Here is a 21,051-nt window from a genome sequence, read left to right as displayed (position 1 = left end):
TCTCCGAGGACATTGCTGAATCCAAGTGTTCTCCACCGGAGTGGAAAACGCTTGCAATGCCCTCACTGTCCGCTTTACCTGAGAGATTGGCGAGGGCCGCTCACGCAGCACCCGCTTGCCCCTTCGGTGGACCCACTCGGGGTGGGTCTCTCTCCAGCAAGGACGCCCTGTTTCCAGAGCGTTTTGTCAGTCCTTTTGCCTGAGCGTTCGGGCAGGGCCCTGCGCCTTCGGCGGCTTCACGAGGAAGCTCTCTCCTGACAGGCGGGGAGTGTAACTCCCCGCGCTCGATCACATGCCCGAATAGTTGGGGCCGCCACCGCCTTCCGGCGTCACCCAGACGATGTTCTGCGTCGGGTCCTTGATGTCACAGGTCTTGCAGTGCACGCAGTTTTGCGCGTTGATCTGCAGGCGCTCCTTGCCGGCGTTGGCTTCGTCGGGCACGAACTCGTACACGCCGGCCGGGCAGTAGCGGCTCTCGGGGCCGGCGTACTTGGCGAGGTTGATGTTCACCGGCACCGACTTGTCTTTCAGCGTCAGGTGCGCGGGCTGGTGCTCTTCGTGGTTGGTGTTGGAGATGAACACCGAGCTCAGGCGGTCGAAGGTGAGCTTGCCGTCGGGCTTCGGGTACTCGATCTTCGGGCACTGGTTGGCCGGCTTCAGGTACTCGTGGTCGGGCTTCGTGCGGTGCATCGTCCACGGTGGCGACTTGATGCCGAGCTTGGGCAGCAGCCAGTACTCGATGCCGGTGCCGATGGTGCCGCCCCACAGGCCCCACTTGAACCAGGCCTTCCAGTTGCGGGCCTGGTTGAGTTCCTTGTAGAGCCAGCTCGCTTCGAAGGCCTTCGGGTAGGCGGCGAGCTCGTCGGCCTTGCGGTCGGCGGTCACGGCTTCGAAGGCGGCCTCGGCGGCCAGCATGCCGGTCTTCATCGCGGCATGGCTGCCCTTGATGCGCGGACCGTTCAGGAACCCGGCATCACAGCCGATCAGCGCACCGCCCGGGAACACCGTCTTGGGCAGGCTCAGCAAACCACCGGCCGTGATGGCGCGGGCGCCATAGCTCAGGCGCTTGCCGCCTTCGATGTGCTTGCGAATCGCCGGGTGCGTCTTCCAGCGCTGCATTTCCTCGAAGGGGCTCAGCCACGGGTTCTCGTAGTTGAGGCCGGTGATGAAGCCGAGCACCACCTTGTTGTCTTCCATGTGGTACAGGAAGCCGCCGCCGTAGGTGTCGCTCTTGAGCGGCCAGCCCGCCGCGTGGATCACGAGACCCGGTTGGTGCTGCTTCGGGTCGACTTCCCACATTTCCTTCACGCCGATCGCGTAGCCCTGCGGGTCCTTGCCGGCGTCGAGCTTGAACTTGGCAATCAGTTGCTTGCCCAGGTGGCCGCGCGAGCCTTCGGCGAAGAGGGTGTACTTGCCGTGCAGCTCCATGCCGAGCTGGAAGTTCTCGGTGGGCTCGCCCTGCTTGTTGATGCCCATGTTGCCGGTCGCGATGCCCTTGACCGAGCCGTCGTCGTTGTAGAGCACTTCGGCGGCGGCGAAGCCCGGGAAGATCTCCACGCCCAGCGCTTCGGCTTGTTGTGCCAGCCAACGCACCACGTTGCCAAGGCTCACGACGTAGTTGCCGTGGTTGTGGAAGTTGTCGGGCATCAGGAAGCCTGGCGTGCTCATCACGCCCGTCTCCGACAGGAAGAGCGCTTCATCCTTGGTGACCGGCTGGTTGAGCGGAGCGCCCAGCTCCTTCCAGTTCGGGAACAGCTCGTTCATCGCGATCGGGTCCATCACCGCGCCGCTGAGGATGTGCGCCCCGGGCTCCGAGCCCTTCTCCAACACGACCACCGAGATTTCCTTGCCGGCTTTTTCCGCCAGCTGCTTGAGGCGAATCGCGGCCGACAAGCCCGCCGGGCCACCGCCGACGATGACCACGTCATATTCCATGGCCTCGCGGGGACCGTACTGGGCAAGAATTTCGGCGGGGGTCATGCAGTCTCCTTGGATGAACAATCGCCGCGCATTCTAATTGGCCGATCGGTCGAAAAGAACGATCGTTCGCTTCTAAGTTCAAGCGAGTCGGCGATGAATCCTGCACTGCAGGCCGCGTGCTATCTTCATTGCCATCCATCGCAGTCAAACGCTGCTGTACACATCAACGAGGAGAAGTACATGGCCTACACCATCGACCTGTCCGGCCGCGTGGCACTGGTCACCGGCGCGTCCAGCGGGCTCGGCACCCAGTTCGCGAAGACGCTGGCCACGGCCGGCGCCGCGGTCGTGCTCGCAGGCCGCAGGGTGGAACGCCTGAAGACGCTGCGCGCCGAGATCGAAGCGGCGGGGGGCGATGCGCATGTGGTGCGCCTCGACGTGACCGACACCGACAGCATCAAGGCGGCCGTCGCCCACGCCGAGACCGAAACGGGCGCGATCGACATCCTCGTCAACAACTCCGGCGTGAGCACGACGCAGAAGCTCACCGACGTGACGCCCGAGGACTACGACTACGTGATGGACACCAACACCAAGGGTGCCTTCTTCGTGGCGCAGGAGGTGGGCAAACGCATGCTGGCGCGTGCCAAGGGTTCAGCACCCGGCACCTACACCGGCGGGCGCATCGTCAACATCGCGTCGATGGCCGGCCTGAAAGCGCTGGGCCAGATCGGCGTGTACTGCATGAGCAAGGCCGCGGTGATCCACATGACCCGTGCGATGGCGCTGGAGTGGGGCCGCTACGGCATCAACGTCAATGCCATCTGCCCGGGTTACATCGACACCGAGATCAACCACCACCACTGGAACACCGAGCAGGGCCAGAAGCTCATCAACATGATGCCGCGCAAGCGCATCGGCGCCCCGCAGGACCTGGACGTGGTGCTCACGATGCTGTGCTCGAACGAGAGCCACTTCGTCAATGGCGCGGTGATCCAGGCCGACGACGGCTTCGCGATCTGATCTGATGAGAGCACTCTCGCTTCTTGAGGCGCGCGTGCTGGGCGTGCTCATCGAGAAGGCGCACACCGTGCCCGACAGCTACCCGCTGTCGCTCAATTCGCTCACCCTCGGCTGCAACCAGAAGACCGCGCGTGACCCGGTGGTGAATGCCACCGAATCGGAAGTGCAGGGCGCCATCGATTCGCTGAAGGTGCTGCACCTCGTCTTCGAGTCGAGCGGCTCGCGGGTGGCGCGCTACGAGCACAACATGGGCCGCGCGATGGGGCTGCCCTCGCAGAGCGTGGCGTTGCTGGCGGTGCTCGCGCTGCGCGGGCCGCAGACGAGCTCGGAGCTGCGCGCCAATTGCGACCGGCTGCACCGCTTCGCCGATGTGTCGTCCGTCGAAGCCTTCCTCGACGAGCTGGCCGCGCGCAGCGAAGAAAAGGGCGGGCCGCTCACACTGAAGCTGCCGCGCGCCCCCGGAGCGCGCGAGCAACGGTGGACGCATCTGCTGTGCGGTGCCGTCGACATCTCGGCCATGCCCGTCGCCCCACAGTCCGACGACTTCGTGGCCACCAGCGAGCTTGCGGCGTTGAAGTCACAACAGGCCGCCATGCAGAACGAGCTGGCCGAATTGCGTGCGTTGGTCGACCGTTTGTATTCAGAATTGGGTGTGAGCAAGACCTGAAACCAACAGCCTGGGAGGGTGGATGCGCATCGAGATACCCGAGCAGAAGCGCCTGGTGCACGAGATGCATATGCCCATCCGCTGGGGCGACATGGACGCGATGGGCCACGTCAACAACGTGAGCTACTTCCGCTACCTCGAGACGGCGCGCATCGAGTGGCTCGACGGCGAAGGCTTTGCACCCGACCGGAGCGGCGAAGGCTTCGTGATCATCAACGCCTTCTGCAACTTCCTCGTCCAGCTCGAATACCCGGGCGACCTGCTGCTGAAGACCTATGCCGCCAACCTCGGCCGCAGCAGCTTCGACAGCTTCACCACGATCTCGCGCACCGACACGCCCGAGGTGATCGCCGCGGCGGGTGGCGCCACCATCGTGTGGGTGAACTTCCCGCAGCAGAAATCGATGCCCTTCCCGGATCGCCTGCGCGATCTGATCGCCTGAGGCCATGAAGCGCATCTGGCGCGCCTGGGCCGGCATCGCGATGCTGCTGCTGTGCATCGGCGCCGGGGCGCAGGTGCCGATGGTCCAGCTGTCGTCGGCCGAGCAGGCCTGGGTGCGCAGCCACCCGGTGCTGCGGCTGGGGGTGGCGCGCGAGTACCCACCGTATTACTTCGCACCGCCCGAGCCCGGCCAGCCGCACGGCTTCATCATCGAGACCATCGCGCTGTGGGCCGATCGTGTGGGCATGCGGCTCGAGTTCCGGCGTTTCGACAGCAACGAGGCTGCGGTGCGTGCGCTGCAGGATGGCCAGGTCGACATGCTGCCCTATGCACCGCCACGCCCCGTGGAGGGGCCGGCGCTCTACACGCTGCCGGTCTTCGCTGGCAACCAGGTGCTGGTGGCTCGGCGCGACCTGCCCGACATCTCGGCAAACGACAACTTCGGGCAGTACCGCGTGGCCGTGGTCGAGGAGACGCCCGCGGCCGCCTTGATGGCCACGCGCTTCCCGCAGGCCGAAGTGGTGCGCTTCGCGTCGCCCGAGCAGGCATTGCGTGCCGTGGCCTCGGGCTCCGCCGATCTCTTCGTGGGCTACCAGCAGGTGGTGGTCTATCACGTCGAGAAGCTGCTGCTGGCCAACCTCGTGGTGCGTCGCAACCTGGGGCCGGGCCAGGTGCCCATCGGGCCCACGGTGCGGCGCGATGCGAAGGAGCTGCGCGCGGTGCTCTCGCATGCGGTCGATTCCGTCACCGCGGTCGACCGCTCGCTGCTGGCCGCCCGCTGGCTGCCAGCCGGTGCGCTCACGGCGGTGTCGGGCGAGGCGGCGCAGCTCACGCCGGCCGAGCAGGAGTGGGTGAGCCGCCACGGCAACATCCGCATCGGCTTCGATGCCAGTTTCTCGCCCATCACGAGCCAGGGCGATCTCAACGAACCGCAGGGCATGGGCATCGACTACCTGCGGCTCGTCGCGCGCAAGACCGGCCTTGCGGTGCAGCGCGAGGTGGGTTCGTCGTTCGCCGACGTCTATGCGCGCGGCGTGGCGGGCGAGCTGGATGTGATCGTGGGCCTGGTGCGCACGCCGCTGCGCCGTGCCGACTATGAATTCGTCGGCCCCTTCGCACGTGTGCCGACCGCCATCGTGATGCGCGACGACGACAGCTCGCTTATCACCGACACGCGCGAGTTCGGCGTGCGCAAGGTGGCGCTGCTCAAGCAGCATTTCCTCATCCCCGAATTGCGGGCGCGCCACCCCGGCATCAACCTCGTCGAACTCGACCGGCAAGACCAGGTGCTCTCGGCCGTGGCCGAAGGTGCGGCCGACGTGGCGCTCGGCAACGTGAAGGTGGTGAACGAGCTGCTGGAGCGCCGCTTCGGCGGGAAGCTGCGCATCACCGGCACGGTGGCGGGCGGCGACAGCGAGCTCTACTTCGGTGTGCGCCACGAGCAACCGGAGCTCGTGCAGATCCTGCGCAAGGGGCTCGATGCGGTGAGCGAATCCGAGGCGACCGCCATTGCCCAGCGCTGGCTGGTGGTCACGGTGCAGCCTGGCGTGCCGTGGGCCAAGGTGCTGGCCTGGGGCGGGCCGGTGCTGCTCGCCCTGCTGGTCGGGATGGGGCTGCTCTGGCGCAGCCGGCGCAGCATGGCCGAAGCGCGCGCCGTCGAGGCGCGCGGCCGGCGCCTGGCCGAAGACGCCGTGGCCACACGCGGCCGCTTTCTCGCCTATCTCTCACACGAGTTGCGCGGCACGCTTGGCGCCGTGGCGAGCGGGGCCGAGATGGCCAAGACGCAACGCGACCCGGCGTTCCAGGAGCGGCTGCTCGATGCGATGGCCGAGTCCATGCGTGGCCTGAGCCAGGTGCTGGAGACGACGCTGGCCTACGAGCAGACGCTCGCCAAGCCGGTGCAGTTGCATGCCGAGCCGCTCGGCCTGTCGGTGCTGTGGACTCGCATGACCGCCCCGGGCGAACTCGCCGCGCGGCAGAAGGGGCTGGCATTCGAAGCGCGCTGCGAGGCGGGCGACCAGATGGTGATGGTCGATGCGCCACGCCTGCAGCAGGTGGTGACCAACCTGCTGCAGAACGCGGTGAAGTTCACCGACAAGGGCGCCGTCTCGGTGGTGGGCCGCTGGGTGGGCGGGCCCGACGAGGAGGCGCCGCCGCTCTTCGAGGTGGCCGTGACCGACTCCGGCCCTGGCATGACCAGCGAAGAGCTGGCGGAGATCTTCGAGCCCTATGCGCAGGGGCGCGCGGGCGTGAGGCACGGGCAAGGGGTGGGTCTCGGCCTTGCGATCAGCCGGCAGATCGTGGCCGCGATGGGCGGCACGCTGCAGGCCCACAGCGAGTCGGGCAAAGGCTCGACCTTCGTCTTGCAGGTGGTGCTGCCACCTGCTGCTGCGGCCTCGGCCTGAGGGTCAGGCGCTCAGCAGCTTGTGCACGAGATCGGGTGTGGTGCTGGCCGCGTACTTGCGCATCAGCCGCGCCCGGTAGACGTCGACCGTCCGTGGGCTGATGCCCAGGCGCTTGCCGATCAGCTTGCTGGTCAGGCCCTCGATCAGGAGGGCTGCGATCTCGCGCTCGCGTGCGGTGAGGTCGGCCTTGAGCTGGCGGCGCGACGACAGGTCTTCGAACGACCACACGCCCGCTGCGTGCGGCTGCTTGGGGTCGAGCGCGCGGCCCGAGACATGGCACCAGAAGAGCTGCCCGCGATGCGGTCCGTCGACCCGCTTCATCACACGTTCGTCGGCATACCAGCCTGAGGCATCGAGGCTCGCCACGATGCGCTGGCCGGTGCGCTCGAACTCGTCGTGCGTGGGGTAGAGGATCTCGAAGGACTGGCCGATCAACTGCTCCTTGCTGGCGCCGAACATCTCGAGCAGCTGCCGGTTGCAGTCGAGCATGAGGCGGTTGCGCGACAGCACCAGCCCGACCGGCGCGAGGTCGAAGGCGGTGCGGTAGTCGTCGGGGGTGAGAACCATGTGAACAGCGCGAAAAGTCAGGCCGGGTATGTGGTTAGTGAATTCTACGTAACGACTACGTAATGCGTTACGTAGTACGCTTGCGCGCTGCAAATATTCCTTGCTGGAGGCGTGATGAACAAGGTTTACGCGAGTGCCGCGGAGGCACTGAAAGGCGTCGTGAAGGACGGGCAACTGCTCGCCGTGGGCGGCTTCGGTCTGTGTGGCATTCCCGAGGCGCTGATCGCGGCGCTGCGCGACAGCGGTGCGAAGAACCTCACCGCCATCTCCAACAACGCAGGCGTCGACGGCTTCGGCCTCGGCCAGCTGCTCGAGACGCGCCAGATCAAGAAGATGATCTCGAGCTACGTCGGTGAGAACAAGGAGTTCGAGCGCCAGTACCTGGCCGGTGAACTCGAACTCGAATTCACGCCGCAGGGCACGCTGGCCGAGAAGCTGCGTGCGGGTGGCGCGGGCATCCCGGCGTTCTTCACCCGCACCGGCGTGGGCACCATCGTCGCCGAAGGCAAGGAGACGCGTGAGTTCGACGGCCAGCTCTACGTGATGGAAAGGGCGCTCGTGCCCGACGTGGCGCTCGTCAAGGCGCACGTCGCCGACAAGAGCGGCAACCTCGTCTTCCGCCGCACGGCGCGCAACTTCAACCCGGCCTGCGCGATGGCCGGCAAGATCACCATCGTCGAGGTGGAGCAGATCGTCGAGACCGGCGCGCTCGACCCCGATGCCATCCACCTGCCCGGCATCTACGTGCACCGCATCGTGCTGAACGCCACGCCCGAGAAGCGCATCGAGAAGCGCCTCACCCGCCCGGCAGCCTAAGGAGAACGACATGCCCTGGACCCAAGACGAAATGGCCGCGAAGGCCGCTTCCGAGCTGAAGGATGGCTTCTACGTCAACCTCGGCATCGGCATTCCCACCCTGGTGGCTAACCACGTGCCCAAGGACATCGAGGTGTGGCTGCAAAGCGAGAACGGCATGCTGGGCATCGGCCCCTTCCCGACGGAAGACGAAGTCGACGCCGACCTCATCAACGCCGGCAAGCAGACCGTGACCACCATCCCCGGCACCAGCATCTTTGGCTCGCACGACAGCTTCGCGATGATCCGCGGCGGCAAGATCAACCTCGCCATCCTCGGCGCGATGCAGGTGAGCGAGAAGGGCGACCTCGCCAACTGGATGATCCCCGGCAAGATGGTCAAGGGCATGGGCGGTGCGATGGACCTCGTGGGCGGCGTGCCGCGCGTGCTCGTCGTGATGGAGCACGTGGCGAAGAAGAAGGACGGTTCCACCGACCTCAAGATCCTGCCGAAGTGCACGTTGCCGCTGACGGGCGTGGGCGTGGTCAATCGCATCATCACCGACCTGGCCGTCATGGACGTGACGCCGCAGGGCTTGAAGGTCGTGGAGATGGCGCCCGGCGTCACCCGCGAGGAGCTGCAAAGCAAGACCGGCGTGCCGCTGCACTGAGCGGCTCGCGCCTGCACGACAAAAGGGCCGCCTCAGCGGCCCTTCTTCATGGCGAGTGCGGCTTCTGGCACGAGGGCCGGGCCCTTGTAGATGAAGCCGGTGTAGAGCTGCACGAGGTCGGCGCCGGCCGCGATCTTCGCGCGCGCATCGGCGCCGCTCATCACGCCGCCCACGCCGATGATGGGCACGTCGCGGCCGAGCGCCGCGCGCAGGCGCGTGATCACGCGGTTGCTCGCCTCGAACACCGGCGCACCCGAGAGACCGCCGGTCTCTTCACCATGCGGCAGGTGCTTCACCTTGTCGCGTGCGATCGTGGTGTTGGTGGCGATCACGCCGTCGACGCCGTTCTTGCGGAGGGTGGCGGCGATCACCTCCACCTGCGCGTCGTCGAGATCGGGGGCGATCTTCACGAACATCGGCACCTTGCGGCCATGCTGTGCGGCGAGCTCCAGGCGGCGCTTCTGCAGCGCCGAGAGCAGTGCATCGAGCGCTTCGTCGCTCTGCAGCTCGCGCAGGTTCTTGGTGTTGGGCGACGAGATGTTGACCGTCACGTAGTCGGCGTGCGGGTACACGCCGTCGAGGCCGATCAGGTAGTCGTCGACCGCGCGCTCGATGGGCGTGGCGGCGTTCTTGCCGATGTTCAGGCCCAGCACGCCGCCTTGCTGGCGGAAGCGGCTGCGCTTCACGTTCTCGATGAAGACGGCGAGCCCTTCGTTGTTGAAGCCCAGGCGGTTGATGAGCGCGTTCGCCTCGGGCAGCCGGAACATGCGCGGCTTCGGGTTGCCCGGCTGCCCCTTGGGCGTGACCGTGCCCACTTCGACGAAGCCGAAGCCCATCGCGCCGAAGGCATCGACGCAGCGGCCGTTCTTGTCGAGCCCGGCGGCCAGGCCGATGCGGTTGGGGAATCGGATGCCGGCGATCGTCACCGGGTCGTCGACCCGTGTCTGCGACACCGCGCAGATGAGTGGCGTGTGCTGGATGCGGGCAAGCGCGCCGAGCGTCAGGTCATGGGCCTGCTCGGGGTCGAGGCCGAAGAGAAAAGGGCGGGTGAGCGCGTAGGGAACGAGGGGCATGCCGGTACGACTGGCGAGCAGCGTCTTGGATAATCGGGCGATTGTCTTTCAAACACCTTCGCACCATGACCCAGGATGAACTCAAGGCCCTCGTCGGGCAGGCGGCGCTCGACTACGTGGTGCCCGGCAGCATCGTCGGCGTGGGCACCGGCTCGACGGTCAACTGCTTCATCGATGCCCTGGCCGGCATGAAGGACCGCATCGCCGGTGCGGTGTCGAGCAGCGAGAAGAGCAGCGAGCGGCTGCGCGCCCATGGCATCCGCGTGCTCGACAGCAACACGGTCGAACGCCTGCCGGTCTACATCGACGGTGCCGACGAGATCGACCACCGCGGAAACATGGTGAAGGGCGGCGGCGCGGCGCTCACGCGCGAAAAGATCGTGGCCGACCTCGCCGAGCGCTTCATTTGCATTGCCGATGAGTCGAAGCTGGTCGATACGCTCGGCAAATTCCCGCTGCCGGTGGAGGTGATCCCGATGGCGGCCACACAGATCGCGCGGCGTTTCAAGAAGCATGGCGGCGACGCGGTGTTGCGTGCCGGCGTCGTGACCGACAACGGCTGCCACATCCTCGACGTGCGCGGCCTCTCGATCACCGACCCGGCCGGCATGGAGGCCGAGGTCAGCCAGTGGCCGGGCGTGGTGACGGTGGGCATCTTTGCGCGTCACAAGGCCAGCGTGTGCCTGCTCGGCACGGCGCAGGGCGTGAAGACACTCACTTTCTGACCGGTCTCGCCCAGCAAGCACCGAAAAGCGCGTACCCTCGCGCGTATCGCACCGGGCCTTTTTCAGGAAGAGGCCCTCCCACAGGAAGGACGGCGAATGGCAAAACCCAACTACTCGTTCGAAAAGCGCCAACGCGAGTTGGCCAAGAAGAAGAAGAAGGAAGAGAAGCTGAAGGAAAAAGCCGACCGCAAAGCCGGCTCGGAGCCCGCACAGGGCGAAGCCGACAACGCGCCGCCCGCGCAAGACGTGGCCGCGCCGCCCAGCCAGGGCTGACCGTCCGATCGCTCGGTGGATACGCGGTGTGAAGAAGCCCAAGCGCCGCGACAGTTCGCCGAAGCCGCCGCTGCCCAGCAGCGATGACGCGGCCTACGCGCCCTCCGTTCAGGTTGCCGCGAAGGCCGTGACCACGCGGGTGCAGGAGATGCACACCGCGATTTCCGACAAGACCTTTCGCGCCGTGCAGGCCGTGCCCGGCCTGTCCGTGCCCGCCGGCCTGGTGCAGCGTGCGCACGACGCGATCGCCGGTGGCGTGTACGCCGCCGTCCGGGGCGGGGCGACGGTGGTGACGCGCATCGCGGCAGAAGCCGAGCGCGCTTTCGCAGACCCGGCGCGCCCGGCCCAAGGGCGCGAACTCACGCTGCGCAGTGCCCTCAATGCCGCCGCCGGTGATGCCCTGGCACAGGCCGGCAGCCCGCTCGCGGTGGACATAGCGCTCCATGCGCGAGGCGACTTGCTCGATGACGCCGCCTCGCCCGAGATGTGGGCCGGGCTGGGCCCGAGCGCCGCGGTCTTCATCCACGGGCTCGCCTGCGACGAGCGCAGCTGGCAGCTCTTCGCCGATGCGTGGGCCGACGTCGAGCCGACAGCGGCGGGCCCGCACTACGGCGCGCTGATGGAGCGCGAGTTTTCGGTCGTGCCGCTCTACCTTCGCTACAACACGGGGCTGCCCCTTGGCGAGAACGCCGCAGGTCTGGCCGCGCAGCTCGACCGCCTGGTGGCGCAGGCGCCGCAAGTGCGCGAGCTCGTGCTCATCGGCCACAGCATGGGCGGGCTGGTGGCTCGCCTGGCCTGCGACCTGGCGGTGGGCTCGGACTGGGTGGCGCGGGTGCGCTGGGTGGCGTGCCTGGGCTCGCCCTTGCGCGGCGCGCCGCTCGAAAAGATTGGGCATTTCGTGGCGGCTGCGCTCGGCACCTCCGATGTGACACGCCCGCTGCAGACGCTCGCCGACAGCCGCAGCCAGGGCGTCAAAGACTTGCGGCACGGTCTCCCCACGCTCGCGCAAACCAGGCCGCCGCTGCGTCTGGTGGCCGGCAGCCTTGGGCAGGAGGCGATGAGGGGCCGCCATCTGGTGCGACGGGTGCTGGGCGATGGCCTGGTCACGACCCGCAGTGCGCTCGATGCGCGCGAGGCAGGCGATGTGGAGCGCGCCGAGGTGCCCGGCCTCGGTCACATGGCCTTGCTCAATCACCCTCGGGTGTATGCGCTGCTGCGCCAGTGGCTGATCGACGCGCGCTCCGGCTGATGAAGCGCGCCGGGTCGATGGCGTCGATCAGGCTCGCTTCGATCGGGGCCGGCGCGCCGGTGATCCATGCCGCCAGGGTGCGGGCGCCGAGCGTCGACCACGTGATGCCGCGCGAGCCCAAGGCGGTGAAGACGAACAAGCCCGGCACGCGTTGCACGAAGCGCGGTTGATCGAGCCGCCCCTGCTGGTCGAGCGGGGCAGGCACTGCGCCGACCACGGGCAGCCGGTCCTGCGCGAGGGTTCGCCAGCCGACCCGGCCGTGCAGGTGGTCGATGGGCGGGGCTTCGACATCGCCGCCGATCAAGCGTTGCAGGGCCACGAGGTTGGCGGCGTGGTCGGCGGTGCGAAGGCTCGGGTCTGCGTCGCCAGGCTGCGAGGTGGCACCGAAAAGCGCGAGGCCCCGCACCTCGGGCATCACATAGCCCGAGCCGGCCACCGGCAGGCGGGGCAGCAGGAGGCCGGGTGCGAGATCGCGGCTGAAGTGCGTGATCTGGCCGCGCACCGCGTCGATGGGCCAGTCGGGTGCGCCGAGGAGGCGCATCGCGTCGGCGGCGTTGGCCAGCACGACGGTCTCGGCTTCGTCGAGCACGCGCCCGTTTGCATCGAGCAGCTGCCACGCGCTCGCGTTGCGCTGCAGTCTCGCCACGCAGGTGCCGCCCTGGAAGCGGGCGAGGGGAGCGGCTTGCGCCAGCCAGTGGCGGGCGAGTGCGGCCGGGTCGACCCAGCCGCCGCCTGGGTAGAACCACGCCGATTGCTTCAACGGGAGCCCGCTCAGGCGCGTGGCGTCGGCCGGGGACACGGCCTGCACGTAGTCCGCGGGCAGGCCGACCCGGGTGATCACGTCGCGCAGCGTGCTGACCTCGGACTCGTCCAGGCGCAGCAGTCCGTCGGCCGCACCGGGGAGCGATGGGTCGTCGTGTAGCGCGCGTTCGATGGCATCGCGCGCCATCAGCGCGGCGGCGCGATTGAAGCGCGCATGCAGGCCGTCTTGTGCGTTCACGATGCCGTGGAAGAGGCCCGCGGGGTTGCCGGAGGTCTCGCACGCGGGCGTGTCGCGCCGGTCGTAGACGGTGCTGCGCCAGCCTTCCTGGGCCAGGGCGAGCGCCGTGGCGCTGCCGGCCAGGCCCGCGCCGACGACGAGGGCGTGTCGCGTTGTGAACGTCGGCGCGGTGCGTGACGGCGCGTGGCGCGGCACGAACAGCGGCGCATAGCGGCCGAGGGTGATGTCGCGCTTGCCGCCGGTGCCGCGGGCTTCGCGCACTTCGAAGCCGGCGCTGCGCAGGCCGTCGCGCACCGGGGTGGCCGAGGTCCAGGTCGCCAAGGTGGCGTCGGGGGCCGCGAGGCGGGCCAGTGCCTTGGCGATCTGCGGCTCCCACATCTCGGCGTTGCGTGCCGGGGCGAAACCGTCGAGGTAGAACGCGTCGACCTGGGCCACCAGTTCGGGCAACCAACTGCGCACGTTGCCAAGGACCAGCAGCAAGCGCACGCGGCCATCTTCGAAATCGAGCGTGTGCAGGTTGTGCGTCAGCGGTGGCCACGCGTCGACCAGCGCGGCGGCCAGGGGCGGCACGGGTGACTGCGCATGCGCTCGCCGCATGTCTTCGGCGGTGAGGGGATGTCGTTCGACCGAGATGAACACGAGCCGCTCGCACCGGGCCGCGTCGTCGCGCCAGGCCTGCCAGGTGGCGAGGAAGTTGTTGCCGAGGCCGAAGCCGGTTTCGAGGATGACGAAGCGCGAGCGACCTTGCCAGCGCGCCGGCAACTCGTTGCCCCCGAGGAAGACGTGGCGGGCCTGCACGAAGGCCCCGGCGCGGGGGTGGTAGACGTCCTGGTAGTGGGCCGAATACGGAATGCCGTCGTCGGTGTGGCTGAGCGTCGCCGGGACGATGGGCTGCGTGTTCATTCCGCGGCGCGCGTTTGCAGCCACTCGAGCAGGCGCCCGCGCGCATCGGTGAGGCCACGGTAGGCCAGCACGGCGTCGCTCATGCTCGCCAGCGCATCGTGCAGTTGGCGTGCCTGGGCGACGCTGGTCAGGGCTTGTGTGAGCGGCGTGAGCGTCACGTGGATCGTGAACACCGCCTGCTGCAGCTGCGGCAGGGGAATGAAGGTCTGGTGCTCGGTGCGAAGGTAGGCGCGCTCGGCCAGGGCCTGCGCATCGCCTGTCGCCGGCCAGGGGGCTGGGTCCAGCCGGGCTGGATGGGCATGCAGCCGCGGGTGTCGGGTGATGCTCCACACGTCGCGTGCCCAACGCTCTTCGCCCGACACGAGGCGCGCCAGGTGATCGCTGGCCGTCACGAGCAGTTGGTTGTCGGCCACGGGCGCATGAACCTGGGCGAAATGGCGCCCGACCTTTTCTTCCGGTGCCCAGCCGGACGGCAGGCACACCGCCAGCCACGGGATGTGCGCAGTGCGGCCGTCGATCACGGCAAAGTCTTCGGCGAACGCAAGGCTCAGCAATGCGGGCAGCCGCCACGGTGGGGCCAGCGCCTCCAGGCAGGCGCCGACCTCGGGCCGTGCGCCTGTGTGTCGCTCGATCTCGCCCTCGCTCACCGACCAGCCCAGGCGGAGCGCATGGCCGTGGCCGGATCCGTTTGACGACCAGGCTTGGGGGTGTTCGACAGCGGCGTGTGCGCCGAGGGCTTGCAGCGCGGGCGAGGCATCGAAGCCGGGTGCGCTGAGCAGCGCCTGGTGGGCATGGGCGCCGAGGACCGCCAGTTTCTCGCGCAGGGTGCGGTCGCCTGGCGCAATGGGGGTGAGCTGCGTGGCACCGGGCGGCAGCCGGCGCAGGCCGGGCTGCATGCGGAACGGGGTGCTGACGCTCGCGAAGTCGAAGGGCATGGCGGCCAGATGATGCCCACAAAAGAGAAGGGCCCGCGAAGCGGGCCCGCCTTTCGTCTGCCGGGAGGCGTCAGACGCGCTTGCGGTACTCGTGCGTGCGGGTGTCGATTTCGATCTTGTCGCCGGTTTCCACGAAGAGCGGCACGGCGATCTCGAAGCCCGTGGCCAGCTTGGCCGGCTTCATCACCTTGCCCGAGGTGTCGCCCTTGACGGCCGGCTCGGTGTAGGTCACTTCACGCACCAGGCTGGTCGGCAGTTCGACCGAGATGGCCTTGCCTTCGTAGAACACCACTTCGACAGGCATCGCGTCTTCCAGGTACTGGATGGCGTCGCCCATGTTCTCGGCTTCGACTTCGAACTGGTTGTACTCGGCGTCCATGAAGGCATACATCGGGTCGGCGAAGTAGGAGTAGGTGCACTCCTTCTTTTCCAGAATGATCTGGTCCATCTTGTCGTCGGCCTTGAAGACGACTTCGGTGCCCGAGTTGTTGAGCAGGCTCTTGAGCTTCATGCGCACGGTGGCGGCATTGCGGCCACCGCGGCTGTATTCGGTCTTGAGCACGACCATCGGGTCCTTGCCGTGCATGATGACGTTGCCGGCGCGAATTTCTTGAGCGATCTTCATAGCGATTCCCGTGTGGGTTTCCGTATTCGGTAGCGGAGGACGCGCGCGCCGAACATTGGCCTGCCAGAACGCGCAAAACGGCGGATTTTAGCCTGCTTCCGAGGCGAAACCCACCAGCTGCGTGGTCAAGTCCGGTTGGGCCAGCAACTCTTCACGCCAGCGCAGACATGGGGTCTGCCAGGCCTCAGACAAGGGGTCGGGCCACCGCTCTGGCCACGCGGCAAGGCCGTTCCAGGCGTGCCAGAGCGCGCGCAATCCGGGCACGGGCGGGAACCTGTCGAGAAAGGCGTCGAGCTTGGCGGCGTGGGCACCGTCGTCTTGCGGATAGATCTGCCACACGAAAGGCTTGCCGGCCCACTGTGCGCGCACGAACGAGTCTTCGCCGCGCACGAAATTGAGATCGCAACTCCAGAGCAGGCGGTCGAAATCGGGCTGGCGCAGGTAGGGCAGGGACTGGCAGCGCACCTGCGAGGGAAGGCCGTGCGGCGCAGGCTTGCCGGCGGTGATCAGCAGCAGCGTGGGAGCCTCGTTCAGCGAGGCCAGCAGCGCATGCAAGGCCGGGTTCTCGTACGCGAAGAGGCTGACCAGACGTTCGCCCGTGCATGGCGAGATGCCGTGGGCCTGCAGCCAGGCGGCCCGGTCGAAGCCCGCCTGTTCGGCCATCAAGCCCGGCTCGCGCAGCAGGCCGCCCGTGGCCGGGGTGAAGCCGGGGTAGAAGAACCACTTGGTCAGGCCCTGGCCCGGGCCGTGCCATTGCGGAGAAGGCAGGCGGTGGCTGCGCTCGACGTAGGCCTCGGCGCTCAGGTACTCGAGGTTGATCCATCGCGGTGGGCGAGGCGCGGCAGCCATGCGGGCCACGAACGGCTCTGGCAGATGACAACCGAAGGCTTCGATGACCACGTCGCCGGGGGCGGGTTCGTCGACGCTGGCGGTCCAGGGGTGCACCGTCACACGCTCGGCCCCCTCGGGGGCCATCCACGCGAGCGCCGACGCATCGTCGATCCACAGACGCACCGTGTGGCCACGCGCGGCCAGGTCGGCCGACAGGCGCCAGCACACGCCGATGTCGCCGTAGTTGTCGACCACCTGACAGAACACATCCCACCGCATCGGCCGATTATCGAGGCGGCACAATCGTCGTCCGATGAGCGAGACCGAGTCCCCCGACCAACCCGAGCAAGGCCCTGCGCAAGACGCGGTGCGTGAACGATTGCTGGCCGAAGTGGCCGCCTTGCCCGGGCTGCCCGGCGTCTATCGCTACTACGACGCGAGCGATGCGGTGCTGTACGTGGGCAAGGCGCGCGACCTGAAGAAGCGTGTCTCGAGCTACTTCCAGAAGAACCACGGTGGCACGCGCATCGGCCACATGGTCAGCAAGATCGTGCGCATGGAGACCACGGTCGTGCGCTCGGAGGCCGAGGCGCTGCTGCTCGAGAACAACCTCATCAAGTCGCTCGACCCGCGCTACAACATCCTCTTCCGCGACGACAAGAGCTACCCGTACCTCAAGATCGTCTCGCACAAGTTTCCGCGCATGGCGTACTACCGCGGCTCGGTCGACCGCAAGCACCGCTACTTCGGGCCGTACCCGAGCGCGTGGGCAGTAAAGGAGTCGATCCAGCTGCTGCAGAAAGTGTTTCGCCTGCGCACCTGCGAAGACACCGTCTTCAACAACCGCACGCGGCCCTGCCTGCTGTACCAGATCAAGCGCTGCTCGGGCCCGTGCGTGAACTACATCGGGGCCGAAGACTACGCGCGCGACGTGTCGAATGCCGAACGCTTCCTGCTCGGCGAGCAGCAGGAGGTGATGGACGCACTGCAGGCGCAGATGATGGCGCACTCGGATGCGCTGGCGTTCGAGAAGGCGGCCGAGATCCGCGACCAGATCGGCGCGTTGTCGAAGGTCTTGCACCAGCAGTCGGTGGAAGACAACACCGGCGCGACCACGAAGGACGCCGACATCCTCGCGGTGAAGGTGCAGGGCGGTCGGGCTTGCGTGAACCTCGCGATGGTGCGCGGCGGGCGCCACCTGGGAGATCGGCCGTACTTCCCAACGCATGTCGACGACGCGACCGAGATGGATATCGAAGATGGCGAGACCCGCAGCCCGCCCGAGGTGCAGGTGCTCGAGGCCTTCATCGCGCAGCACTACCTGGAAAGCAGCGTGCCGCCGCTGCTCGTGCTGAGCCATGCGGTCGACAAGGCGCTGATCGAGGCGCTGTCGGTGCACAGTGGCATCAAGGTCACGGCCCAGCACCAGCCGCGCGAGCAGCGCCGGGCCTGGCTCGACATGTGCATCCAGGGTGCCGAGATCAAGCTCGCGCGACTGCTGTCGGAGGAAGGCTCGCAACAGGCGCGCACAAGGGCGCTGGTCGAGGCGCTCGACCTCGCGCCCGACAACCTCGATAGCTTTCGCATCGAGTGCTTCGACATCAGCCACACCGCAGGCGAGTCGACGCAGGCCTCGTGCGTGGTCTTCGAAGGCCACAAGATGCAGAGCTCGCAATACCGCCGCTACAACATCGAAGGCATCACGGGAGGCGACGACTACGCAGCGATGCGGCAGGTGCTCACGCGCCGCTACAGCAAGCTGGCCGCCGCCGCGCAGACCGGCGAAGGGCGGCTGCCCGACCTGGTGCTCGTCGACGGCGGGCGCGGGCAGGTCAGCATGGCGCGCGAGGTGTTCGAAGAACTGGGGCTCGACCTGTCGCTCATCGTCGGCGTTGAAAAAGGCGAAGGCCGCAAGGTCGGCTTGGAAGAGTTGGTCTTCGCAGACGGTCGTGACAAGGTGTACCTCGGCGCCGACTCGGCGGCGCTGATGCTCGTGGCGCAGATCCGCGACGAGGCGCATCGGTTTGCGATCACCGGCATGCGTGCAAAGCGTGCGAGTGTGCGCACCGGAGGCAGTGTTCTCGAGGAAATCCCTGGTGTCGGCCCGAAGAAGCGTGCGAAACTTTTGCAGCGCTTCGGGGGGGCTCGCGGCGTGGGCCACGCGAGCGTAGAAGACCTCGCGAGCGTGGACGGGATCTCCAAAGAACTCGCAGAGGAAATCTATCGTGCATTGCATTGACCTCACGCCGTCCCGCACGGTCCACCGCTGGGCCGCCGTCGGCAGCCTGATGATCGCCGTGGGCCTGGCCGGATGCGGTAGCAGCCCGAGCGCTCCACCGGCACCCGCTCCTGCACCGGCGGCGCCTGGCAAGGCTGCCGCGCCAGCGCCGGCTCCTGCGGCACCCGCTGCCACGGGGGGTGTGAAGCTGCCGCCGCCCGCCGTGTCGCGCAACTGGAACGAGTACAAGCTGCAGGCTGCTCGCCGCGTGATGGCCGCCAACCCGAGCGGCACCTTCACCGGCAAGCCTCAGCAGATGCTGCTGGCCGCGCCGGTGCTCAACATCGAACTCAACGCCGACGGCTCCATCCACAAGATCGACATTCTTCGCCGCCCGAGCCAGGCGCAGGAGACGGTGCAGCTGGCAATCGATGCTGTGAAACGCGCGGCGCCTTTCGGCGACGTGTCCAAGCTGCCCAAGCCCTGGTCGTTCGCGGAGACCTATCTCTTCAACGACGACAAGCGCTTCAAGCCGCGCACGATCGACGTCCAATAAGCCTCCGGCGCTGAAGAACACGCGGGCCGAGCCGAGAACTTCGGCACAATCCCCGCATGTTCTTCAATCTGCCCACCCTGCTGACCTGGGCGCGCATCGTCGCGATCCCGTTGATCGTCGGGATCTTCTATCTCGAACTCGACTCAGGCACCAAGAATCTGGTGGCCACGGTTCTCTTCGTGGTGGTGGCGCTGACCGACTGGGCCGACGGTTACCTCGCCCGCAAGCTCAATCAGACTTCGTCCTTCGGTGCCTTCCTCGACCCGGTGGCCGACAAGTTCCTGGTCTGCGCTTCCTTGCTCATCCTCGTGCAGCTCGGCCGGCTCGAGGCGTTGGTGGCGCTGGTCATCATCGGCCGTGAAATTGCGATCTCGGCGCTGCGAGAGTGGATGGCGCAGATCGGCGCGTCGCGCAGCGTGGCGGTCCACATGCTGGGCAAGCTCAAGACGACGGTGCAGATGGTGGCGATTCCCTTCCTGCTGTATCACGGCGCCTTGTTTGGCGTGATCGACACGCAGGCCTGGGGCACCTGGCTGATCTACATCGCCGCGGTGCTCACCATCTGGTCGATGGTGTATTACCTGCAGAAGGCGCTGCCGGAAATCCGCGCCAAGGTGCGCTGACGGCGCTTGCGTGGCGCGCTTCGGCTGAGTCTTCCGGTGACGAGTCCTCGACGCGACGCGCTGCTGCGCGCGATGCCCGCGGTGTTCGTGCTGATCTGGAGCACGGGTTTCATCGTCGCGCGTTTCGGCATGCCGCATGCCCCGCCGCTCACCTTCCTCAGCTGGCGCTACGCGCTGTCGGTGTTGTGCTTCGGCGTCTGGATCCTGCTGTCTCGTGCGGCATGGCCTCGCGGCGCGACGCAATGGGCGCACCTGTGCGTCACGGGTGCGCTCATGCACGCCGGTTATCTCGGTGGTGTCTGGGCGGCCGTGAAGGCCGGCATGGGCGCGGGCACGATCGCCTTGCTGGTCGGCTTGCAGCCCGTGCTGACAGCGCTCTGGCTGAGCCGTTCGCAACACGGCGAAAACGGCACGAGCGTTTCCCCACGGCAATGGGTGGGCCTGCTGCTCGGGTTGCTGGGCCTCTTGCTGGTCGTGTGGCGCAAGCTCGGAGCGGGTGAGTTGTCTCCGTTCAACCTGTCGCTCGCGGGGCTGGCATTGCTTGCCATCACGGTAGGCACGCTGTATCAGAAACGATTCGTCGCGCCTTGCGATGTGCGCACCGCAAACTTCGTGCAGCTGCTGGCGGCGCTGGTCGTGAGCTGCCCGCTCGCGCTGCTGGAGACCGAGCCCATCGTGTTGCACCCGCACTTCGTTGGTGCTCTTACGTGGTCGGTGTTCGGGTTGACCCTGGGCGGCAGCTCGTTGCTGTATCTCTTGATCCAGCGCGGTGCAGCGACGCGCGTCACGAGTCTCTTGTATCTCGTGCCGCCCACGACTGCGCTGATGGCGTGGCTGCTTTTCGACGAAGCATTGACCTTGCTCATGCTCGTCGGAATGGCGCTCACGGCACTCGGTGTCTGGCTGGTCGCGCGCACCGAGGGAAAGCCTGAGTCGTGATGCGCACACGAGGTGGCGAAGTAGGTCGCACCCCCAGGCTTGTCAAGCGTGGAAGCACGCGGCGAGGCCCCCGAGCGATGCAGTTGATTACGCATAGAATCCGCTTCCGCGCTTGACAGTGGGGGTGCCTGCGGCTGTAATCGTTTGAGCCGTTGAGCCACCAAACATGCGGCCCGAACCATCCACCCAGATTCTTTCGAGACACCTTTTGAGGGGGTACCTTCGTGAACAAATCCGAATTGATTGAACACATTGCCAAACAGGCCGACATCTCCAAAGCTGCTGCCACTCGCGCGCTGGAGGCCCTGATCGGCGGTGTGAAATCAACGCTCAAGAAGAACAACAGCGTCTCGCTGGTGGGCTTCGGCACTTTCAGCGTGAGCAAGCGCGCAGCGCGCTCCGGCCGTAACCCGCGCACCGGCGCCACGATCAAGATCAAGGCTGCCAAGGTGCCGAAGTTCCGCCCTGGCAAGGCCCTGAAGGATGCAGTCAACTGATTGAATGTTCTGCGGGTGCTTAGCTCAGTTGGTAGAGCGGCGCCCTTACAAGGCGTAGGTCGGGGGTTCGAGCCCCTCAGCACCCACCAAGTCGTCGTTGAGCTGGCCCCAAGATG

At 67.2% G+C, this 21,051-nt stretch carries 21 protein-coding genes, 1 tRNA gene and 2 riboswitches; of the genes, 15 read left to right on the top strand and 7 right to left on the bottom strand.

The genetic code is table 11. From position 1 onward, the window contains the following. Window positions 1-55: 55 nt before the first annotated feature. Window positions 56-167, bottom strand: a riboswitch (glycine riboswitch). Window positions 168-177: 10 nt separating this feature from the next. Beyond that, window positions 178-267: riboswitch (glycine riboswitch) on the bottom strand. Window positions 268-288: 21 nt separating this feature from the next. Further along, complete coding sequence (locus RXV79_RS15810) at window positions 289-1,980, bottom strand: electron transfer flavoprotein-ubiquinone oxidoreductase (protein WP_316698808.1); 1,692 nt, start codon at window positions 1,978-1,980, stop codon at window positions 289-291. A 180-nt stretch (window positions 1,981-2,160) separates the two neighbouring features. Between RXV79_RS15810 and RXV79_RS15805 the strand changes: the two genes are divergently transcribed. From RXV79_RS15805 to RXV79_RS15790, 4 genes are read left to right on the top strand one after another with little or no spacing between them, the layout of a single operon-like run. Continuing rightward, window positions 2,161-2,943, top strand: coding sequence for an SDR family oxidoreductase (locus tag RXV79_RS15805; RefSeq protein WP_316698807.1), 783 nt, complete (start codon window positions 2,161-2,163; stop codon window positions 2,941-2,943). A 4-nt stretch (window positions 2,944-2,947) separates the two neighbouring features. Continuing rightward, window positions 2,948-3,610 carry a YceH family protein gene (locus RXV79_RS15800; protein WP_316698806.1) on the top strand — a complete coding sequence of 221 codons (663 nt, stop codon included), beginning with the start codon at window positions 2,948-2,950 and terminating at the stop codon, window positions 3,608-3,610. A gap of 22 nt (window positions 3,611-3,632) precedes the next feature. After that, window positions 3,633-4,052 (top strand): acyl-CoA thioesterase, encoded by a 420-nt coding sequence (locus tag RXV79_RS15795; protein WP_316698805.1) that lies wholly within the window; start codon window positions 3,633-3,635, stop codon window positions 4,050-4,052. A gap of 4 nt (window positions 4,053-4,056) precedes the next feature. Beyond that, complete coding sequence (locus tag RXV79_RS15790; RefSeq protein ID WP_316698804.1) at window positions 4,057-6,456, top strand: transporter substrate-binding domain-containing protein; 2,400 nt, start codon at window positions 4,057-4,059, stop codon at window positions 6,454-6,456. 3 nt (window positions 6,457-6,459) lie between these two features. Here RXV79_RS15790 and RXV79_RS15785 read toward each other — a convergent pair whose 3' ends face one another. Next, the gene (locus RXV79_RS15785; protein WP_316698802.1) at window positions 6,460-7,023 is read right to left on the bottom strand and encodes a LuxR C-terminal-related transcriptional regulator; all 564 of its coding nucleotides are present in this window, start codon (window positions 7,021-7,023) and stop codon (window positions 6,460-6,462) included. 114 nt (window positions 7,024-7,137) lie between these two features. Here RXV79_RS15785 and RXV79_RS15780 point away from each other — a divergent pair, with 114 nt between their 5' ends. Both RXV79_RS15780 and RXV79_RS15775 read left to right on the top strand, forming a co-directional pair. Further along, a complete protein-coding gene (locus RXV79_RS15780) occupies window positions 7,138-7,839 on the top strand; it encodes a CoA transferase subunit A (protein WP_316698800.1) in 702 nt (233 codons plus the stop codon). A gap of 10 nt (window positions 7,840-7,849) precedes the next feature. Beyond that, on the top strand, window positions 7,850-8,488 hold the full coding sequence (locus RXV79_RS15775; RefSeq protein WP_296717563.1) for a 3-oxoacid CoA-transferase subunit B: 639 nt from the start codon (window positions 7,850-7,852) through the stop codon (window positions 8,486-8,488). Window positions 8,489-8,520: 32 nt separating this feature from the next. Here RXV79_RS15775 and RXV79_RS15770 read toward each other — a convergent pair whose 3' ends face one another. Further along, window positions 8,521-9,561 (bottom strand): quinone-dependent dihydroorotate dehydrogenase, encoded by a 1,041-nt coding sequence (locus RXV79_RS15770; RefSeq protein ID WP_316698798.1) that lies wholly within the window; start codon window positions 9,559-9,561, stop codon window positions 8,521-8,523. 65 nt (window positions 9,562-9,626) lie between these two features. Here RXV79_RS15770 and rpiA point away from each other — a divergent pair, with 65 nt between their 5' ends. The 3 genes from rpiA (at window position 9,627) to RXV79_RS15755 (ending at window position 11,808) form a co-directional block, all read left to right on the top strand. Continuing rightward, on the top strand, window positions 9,627-10,286 hold the full coding sequence (gene rpiA, locus RXV79_RS15765; protein ID WP_316698796.1) for a ribose-5-phosphate isomerase RpiA: 660 nt from the start codon (window positions 9,627-9,629) through the stop codon (window positions 10,284-10,286). Window positions 10,287-10,382: 96 nt separating this feature from the next. Continuing rightward, window positions 10,383-10,559, top strand: coding sequence for a hypothetical protein (locus RXV79_RS15760; RefSeq protein ID WP_316698794.1), 177 nt, complete (start codon window positions 10,383-10,385; stop codon window positions 10,557-10,559). Between the two features lie 28 nt (window positions 10,560-10,587). Beyond that, window positions 10,588-11,808 carry an alpha/beta hydrolase family protein gene (locus RXV79_RS15755; protein WP_316698792.1) on the top strand — a complete coding sequence of 407 codons (1,221 nt, stop codon included), beginning with the start codon at window positions 10,588-10,590 and terminating at the stop codon, window positions 11,806-11,808. Here RXV79_RS15755 and mnmC read toward each other — a convergent pair. The 4 genes from mnmC to earP all read right to left on the bottom strand — a co-directional run bounded on the left by mnmC (window position 11,747) and on the right by earP (window position 16,381). Then, window positions 11,747-13,711, bottom strand: coding sequence for a bifunctional tRNA (5-methylaminomethyl-2-thiouridine)(34)-methyltransferase MnmC2/FAD-dependent 5-carboxymethylaminomethyl-2-thiouridine(34) oxidoreductase MnmC1 (gene mnmC, locus RXV79_RS15750; protein ID WP_316698790.1), 1,965 nt, complete (start codon window positions 13,709-13,711; stop codon window positions 11,747-11,749). The two genes, RXV79_RS15755 and mnmC, sit on opposite strands and share 62 nt — an antisense overlap. Next, the gene (locus RXV79_RS15745; protein WP_316698789.1) at window positions 13,708-14,646 is read right to left on the bottom strand and encodes a heme-dependent oxidative N-demethylase subunit alpha family protein; all 939 of its coding nucleotides are present in this window, start codon (window positions 14,644-14,646) and stop codon (window positions 13,708-13,710) included. Before RXV79_RS15745 ends, mnmC begins: the two co-directional genes overlap by 4 nt. 70 nt (window positions 14,647-14,716) lie before the next feature. Then, a complete protein-coding gene (efp, locus tag RXV79_RS15740; RefSeq protein WP_257824743.1) occupies window positions 14,717-15,271 on the bottom strand; it encodes an elongation factor P in 555 nt (184 codons plus the stop codon). Window positions 15,272-15,358: 87 nt separating this feature from the next. Further along, window positions 15,359-16,381 carry an elongation factor P maturation arginine rhamnosyltransferase EarP gene (gene earP, locus RXV79_RS15735; protein ID WP_316698788.1) on the bottom strand — a complete coding sequence of 341 codons (1,023 nt, stop codon included), beginning with the start codon at window positions 16,379-16,381 and terminating at the stop codon, window positions 15,359-15,361. A gap of 34 nt (window positions 16,382-16,415) precedes the next feature. On the opposite strand from earP, the gene uvrC reads away from it, so the two are divergent. From uvrC to RXV79_RS15705, 6 genes are all read left to right on the top strand, one after another. Beyond that, window positions 16,416-18,341: an excinuclease ABC subunit UvrC gene (uvrC, locus tag RXV79_RS15730; RefSeq protein WP_316698787.1), complete on the top strand. Its 1,926-nt coding sequence runs from the start codon at window positions 16,416-16,418 to the stop codon at window positions 18,339-18,341. Then, window positions 18,328-18,876 carry a hypothetical protein gene (locus RXV79_RS15725; RefSeq protein WP_316698786.1) on the top strand — a complete coding sequence of 183 codons (549 nt, stop codon included), beginning with the start codon at window positions 18,328-18,330 and terminating at the stop codon, window positions 18,874-18,876. Before uvrC ends, RXV79_RS15725 begins: the two co-directional genes overlap by 14 nt. Window positions 18,877-18,932: 56 nt before the next feature. Then, window positions 18,933-19,499 carry a CDP-diacylglycerol--glycerol-3-phosphate 3-phosphatidyltransferase gene (gene pgsA, locus RXV79_RS15720; protein WP_316698784.1) on the top strand — a complete coding sequence of 189 codons (567 nt, stop codon included), beginning with the start codon at window positions 18,933-18,935 and terminating at the stop codon, window positions 19,497-19,499. A gap of 72 nt (window positions 19,500-19,571) precedes the next feature. Then, the gene (locus tag RXV79_RS15715; protein ID WP_316704124.1) at window positions 19,572-20,438 is read left to right on the top strand and encodes a DMT family transporter; all 867 of its coding nucleotides are present in this window, start codon (window positions 19,572-19,574) and stop codon (window positions 20,436-20,438) included. Window positions 20,439-20,662: 224 nt separating this feature from the next. Beyond that, entirely contained in the window at window positions 20,663-20,935 is a 273-nt protein-coding gene (locus RXV79_RS15710; RefSeq protein WP_201813318.1) for an HU family DNA-binding protein, read from the top strand. A gap of 13 nt (window positions 20,936-20,948) precedes the next feature. Next, window positions 20,949-21,024, top strand: a tRNA-Val gene (locus RXV79_RS15705). Window positions 21,025-21,051 lie beyond the last annotated feature (27 nt).

It is taken from the genome of Piscinibacter gummiphilus (assembly GCF_032681285.1).
Lineage (GTDB): Bacteria > Pseudomonadota > Gammaproteobacteria > Burkholderiales > Burkholderiaceae_C > Rhizobacter > Rhizobacter gummiphilus_A.
The sequence above is the reverse complement of the archived record's forward strand: the minus strand, read 5'-3'. Positions and strand labels throughout refer to the sequence as shown.

Excerpts from the sequence above, each read along its gene's own strand:
- earP (WP_316698788.1), bottom strand. The coding sequence starts at position 16,381 with ATGCGGTGGGATGTGTTCTGTCAGGTGGTCGACAACTACGGCGACATC.
- RXV79_RS15805 (WP_316698807.1), top strand. The coding sequence starts at position 2,161 with ATGGCCTACACCATCGACCTGTCCGGCCGCGTGGCACTGGTCACCGGC.
- RXV79_RS15795 (WP_316698805.1), top strand. The coding sequence starts at position 3,633 with ATGCGCATCGAGATACCCGAGCAGAAGCGCCTGGTGCACGAGATGCAT.
- RXV79_RS15785 (WP_316698802.1), bottom strand. The coding sequence starts at position 7,023 with ATGGTTCTCACCCCCGACGACTACCGCACCGCCTTCGACCTCGCGCCG.
- RXV79_RS15800 (WP_316698806.1), top strand. The coding sequence starts at position 2,948 with ATGAGAGCACTCTCGCTTCTTGAGGCGCGCGTGCTGGGCGTGCTCATC.
- RXV79_RS15780 (WP_316698800.1), top strand. The coding sequence starts at position 7,138 with ATGAACAAGGTTTACGCGAGTGCCGCGGAGGCACTGAAAGGCGTCGTG.
- RXV79_RS15790 (WP_316698804.1), top strand. The coding sequence starts at position 4,057 with ATGAAGCGCATCTGGCGCGCCTGGGCCGGCATCGCGATGCTGCTGCTG.
- RXV79_RS15810 (WP_316698808.1), bottom strand. The coding sequence starts at position 1,980 with ATGACCCCCGCCGAAATTCTTGCCCAGTACGGTCCCCGCGAGGCCATG.
- efp (WP_257824743.1), bottom strand. The coding sequence starts at position 15,271 with ATGAAGATCGCTCAAGAAATTCGCGCCGGCAACGTCATCATGCACGGC.
- RXV79_RS15745 (WP_316698789.1), bottom strand. The coding sequence starts at position 14,646 with ATGCCCTTCGACTTCGCGAGCGTCAGCACCCCGTTCCGCATGCAGCCC.
- RXV79_RS15770 (WP_316698798.1), bottom strand. The coding sequence starts at position 9,561 with ATGCCCCTCGTTCCCTACGCGCTCACCCGCCCTTTTCTCTTCGGCCTC.
- RXV79_RS15760 (WP_316698794.1), top strand. The coding sequence starts at position 10,383 with ATGGCAAAACCCAACTACTCGTTCGAAAAGCGCCAACGCGAGTTGGCC.
- mnmC (WP_316698790.1), bottom strand. The coding sequence starts at position 13,711 with ATGAACACGCAGCCCATCGTCCCGGCGACGCTCAGCCACACCGACGAC.
- rpiA (WP_316698796.1), top strand. The coding sequence starts at position 9,627 with ATGACCCAGGATGAACTCAAGGCCCTCGTCGGGCAGGCGGCGCTCGAC.
- uvrC (WP_316698787.1), top strand. The coding sequence starts at position 16,416 with ATGAGCGAGACCGAGTCCCCCGACCAACCCGAGCAAGGCCCTGCGCAA.
- pgsA (WP_316698784.1), top strand. The coding sequence starts at position 18,933 with ATGTTCTTCAATCTGCCCACCCTGCTGACCTGGGCGCGCATCGTCGCG.
- RXV79_RS15775 (WP_296717563.1), top strand. The coding sequence starts at position 7,850 with ATGCCCTGGACCCAAGACGAAATGGCCGCGAAGGCCGCTTCCGAGCTG.
- RXV79_RS15715 (WP_316704124.1), top strand. The coding sequence starts at position 19,572 with ATGCCCGCGGTGTTCGTGCTGATCTGGAGCACGGGTTTCATCGTCGCG.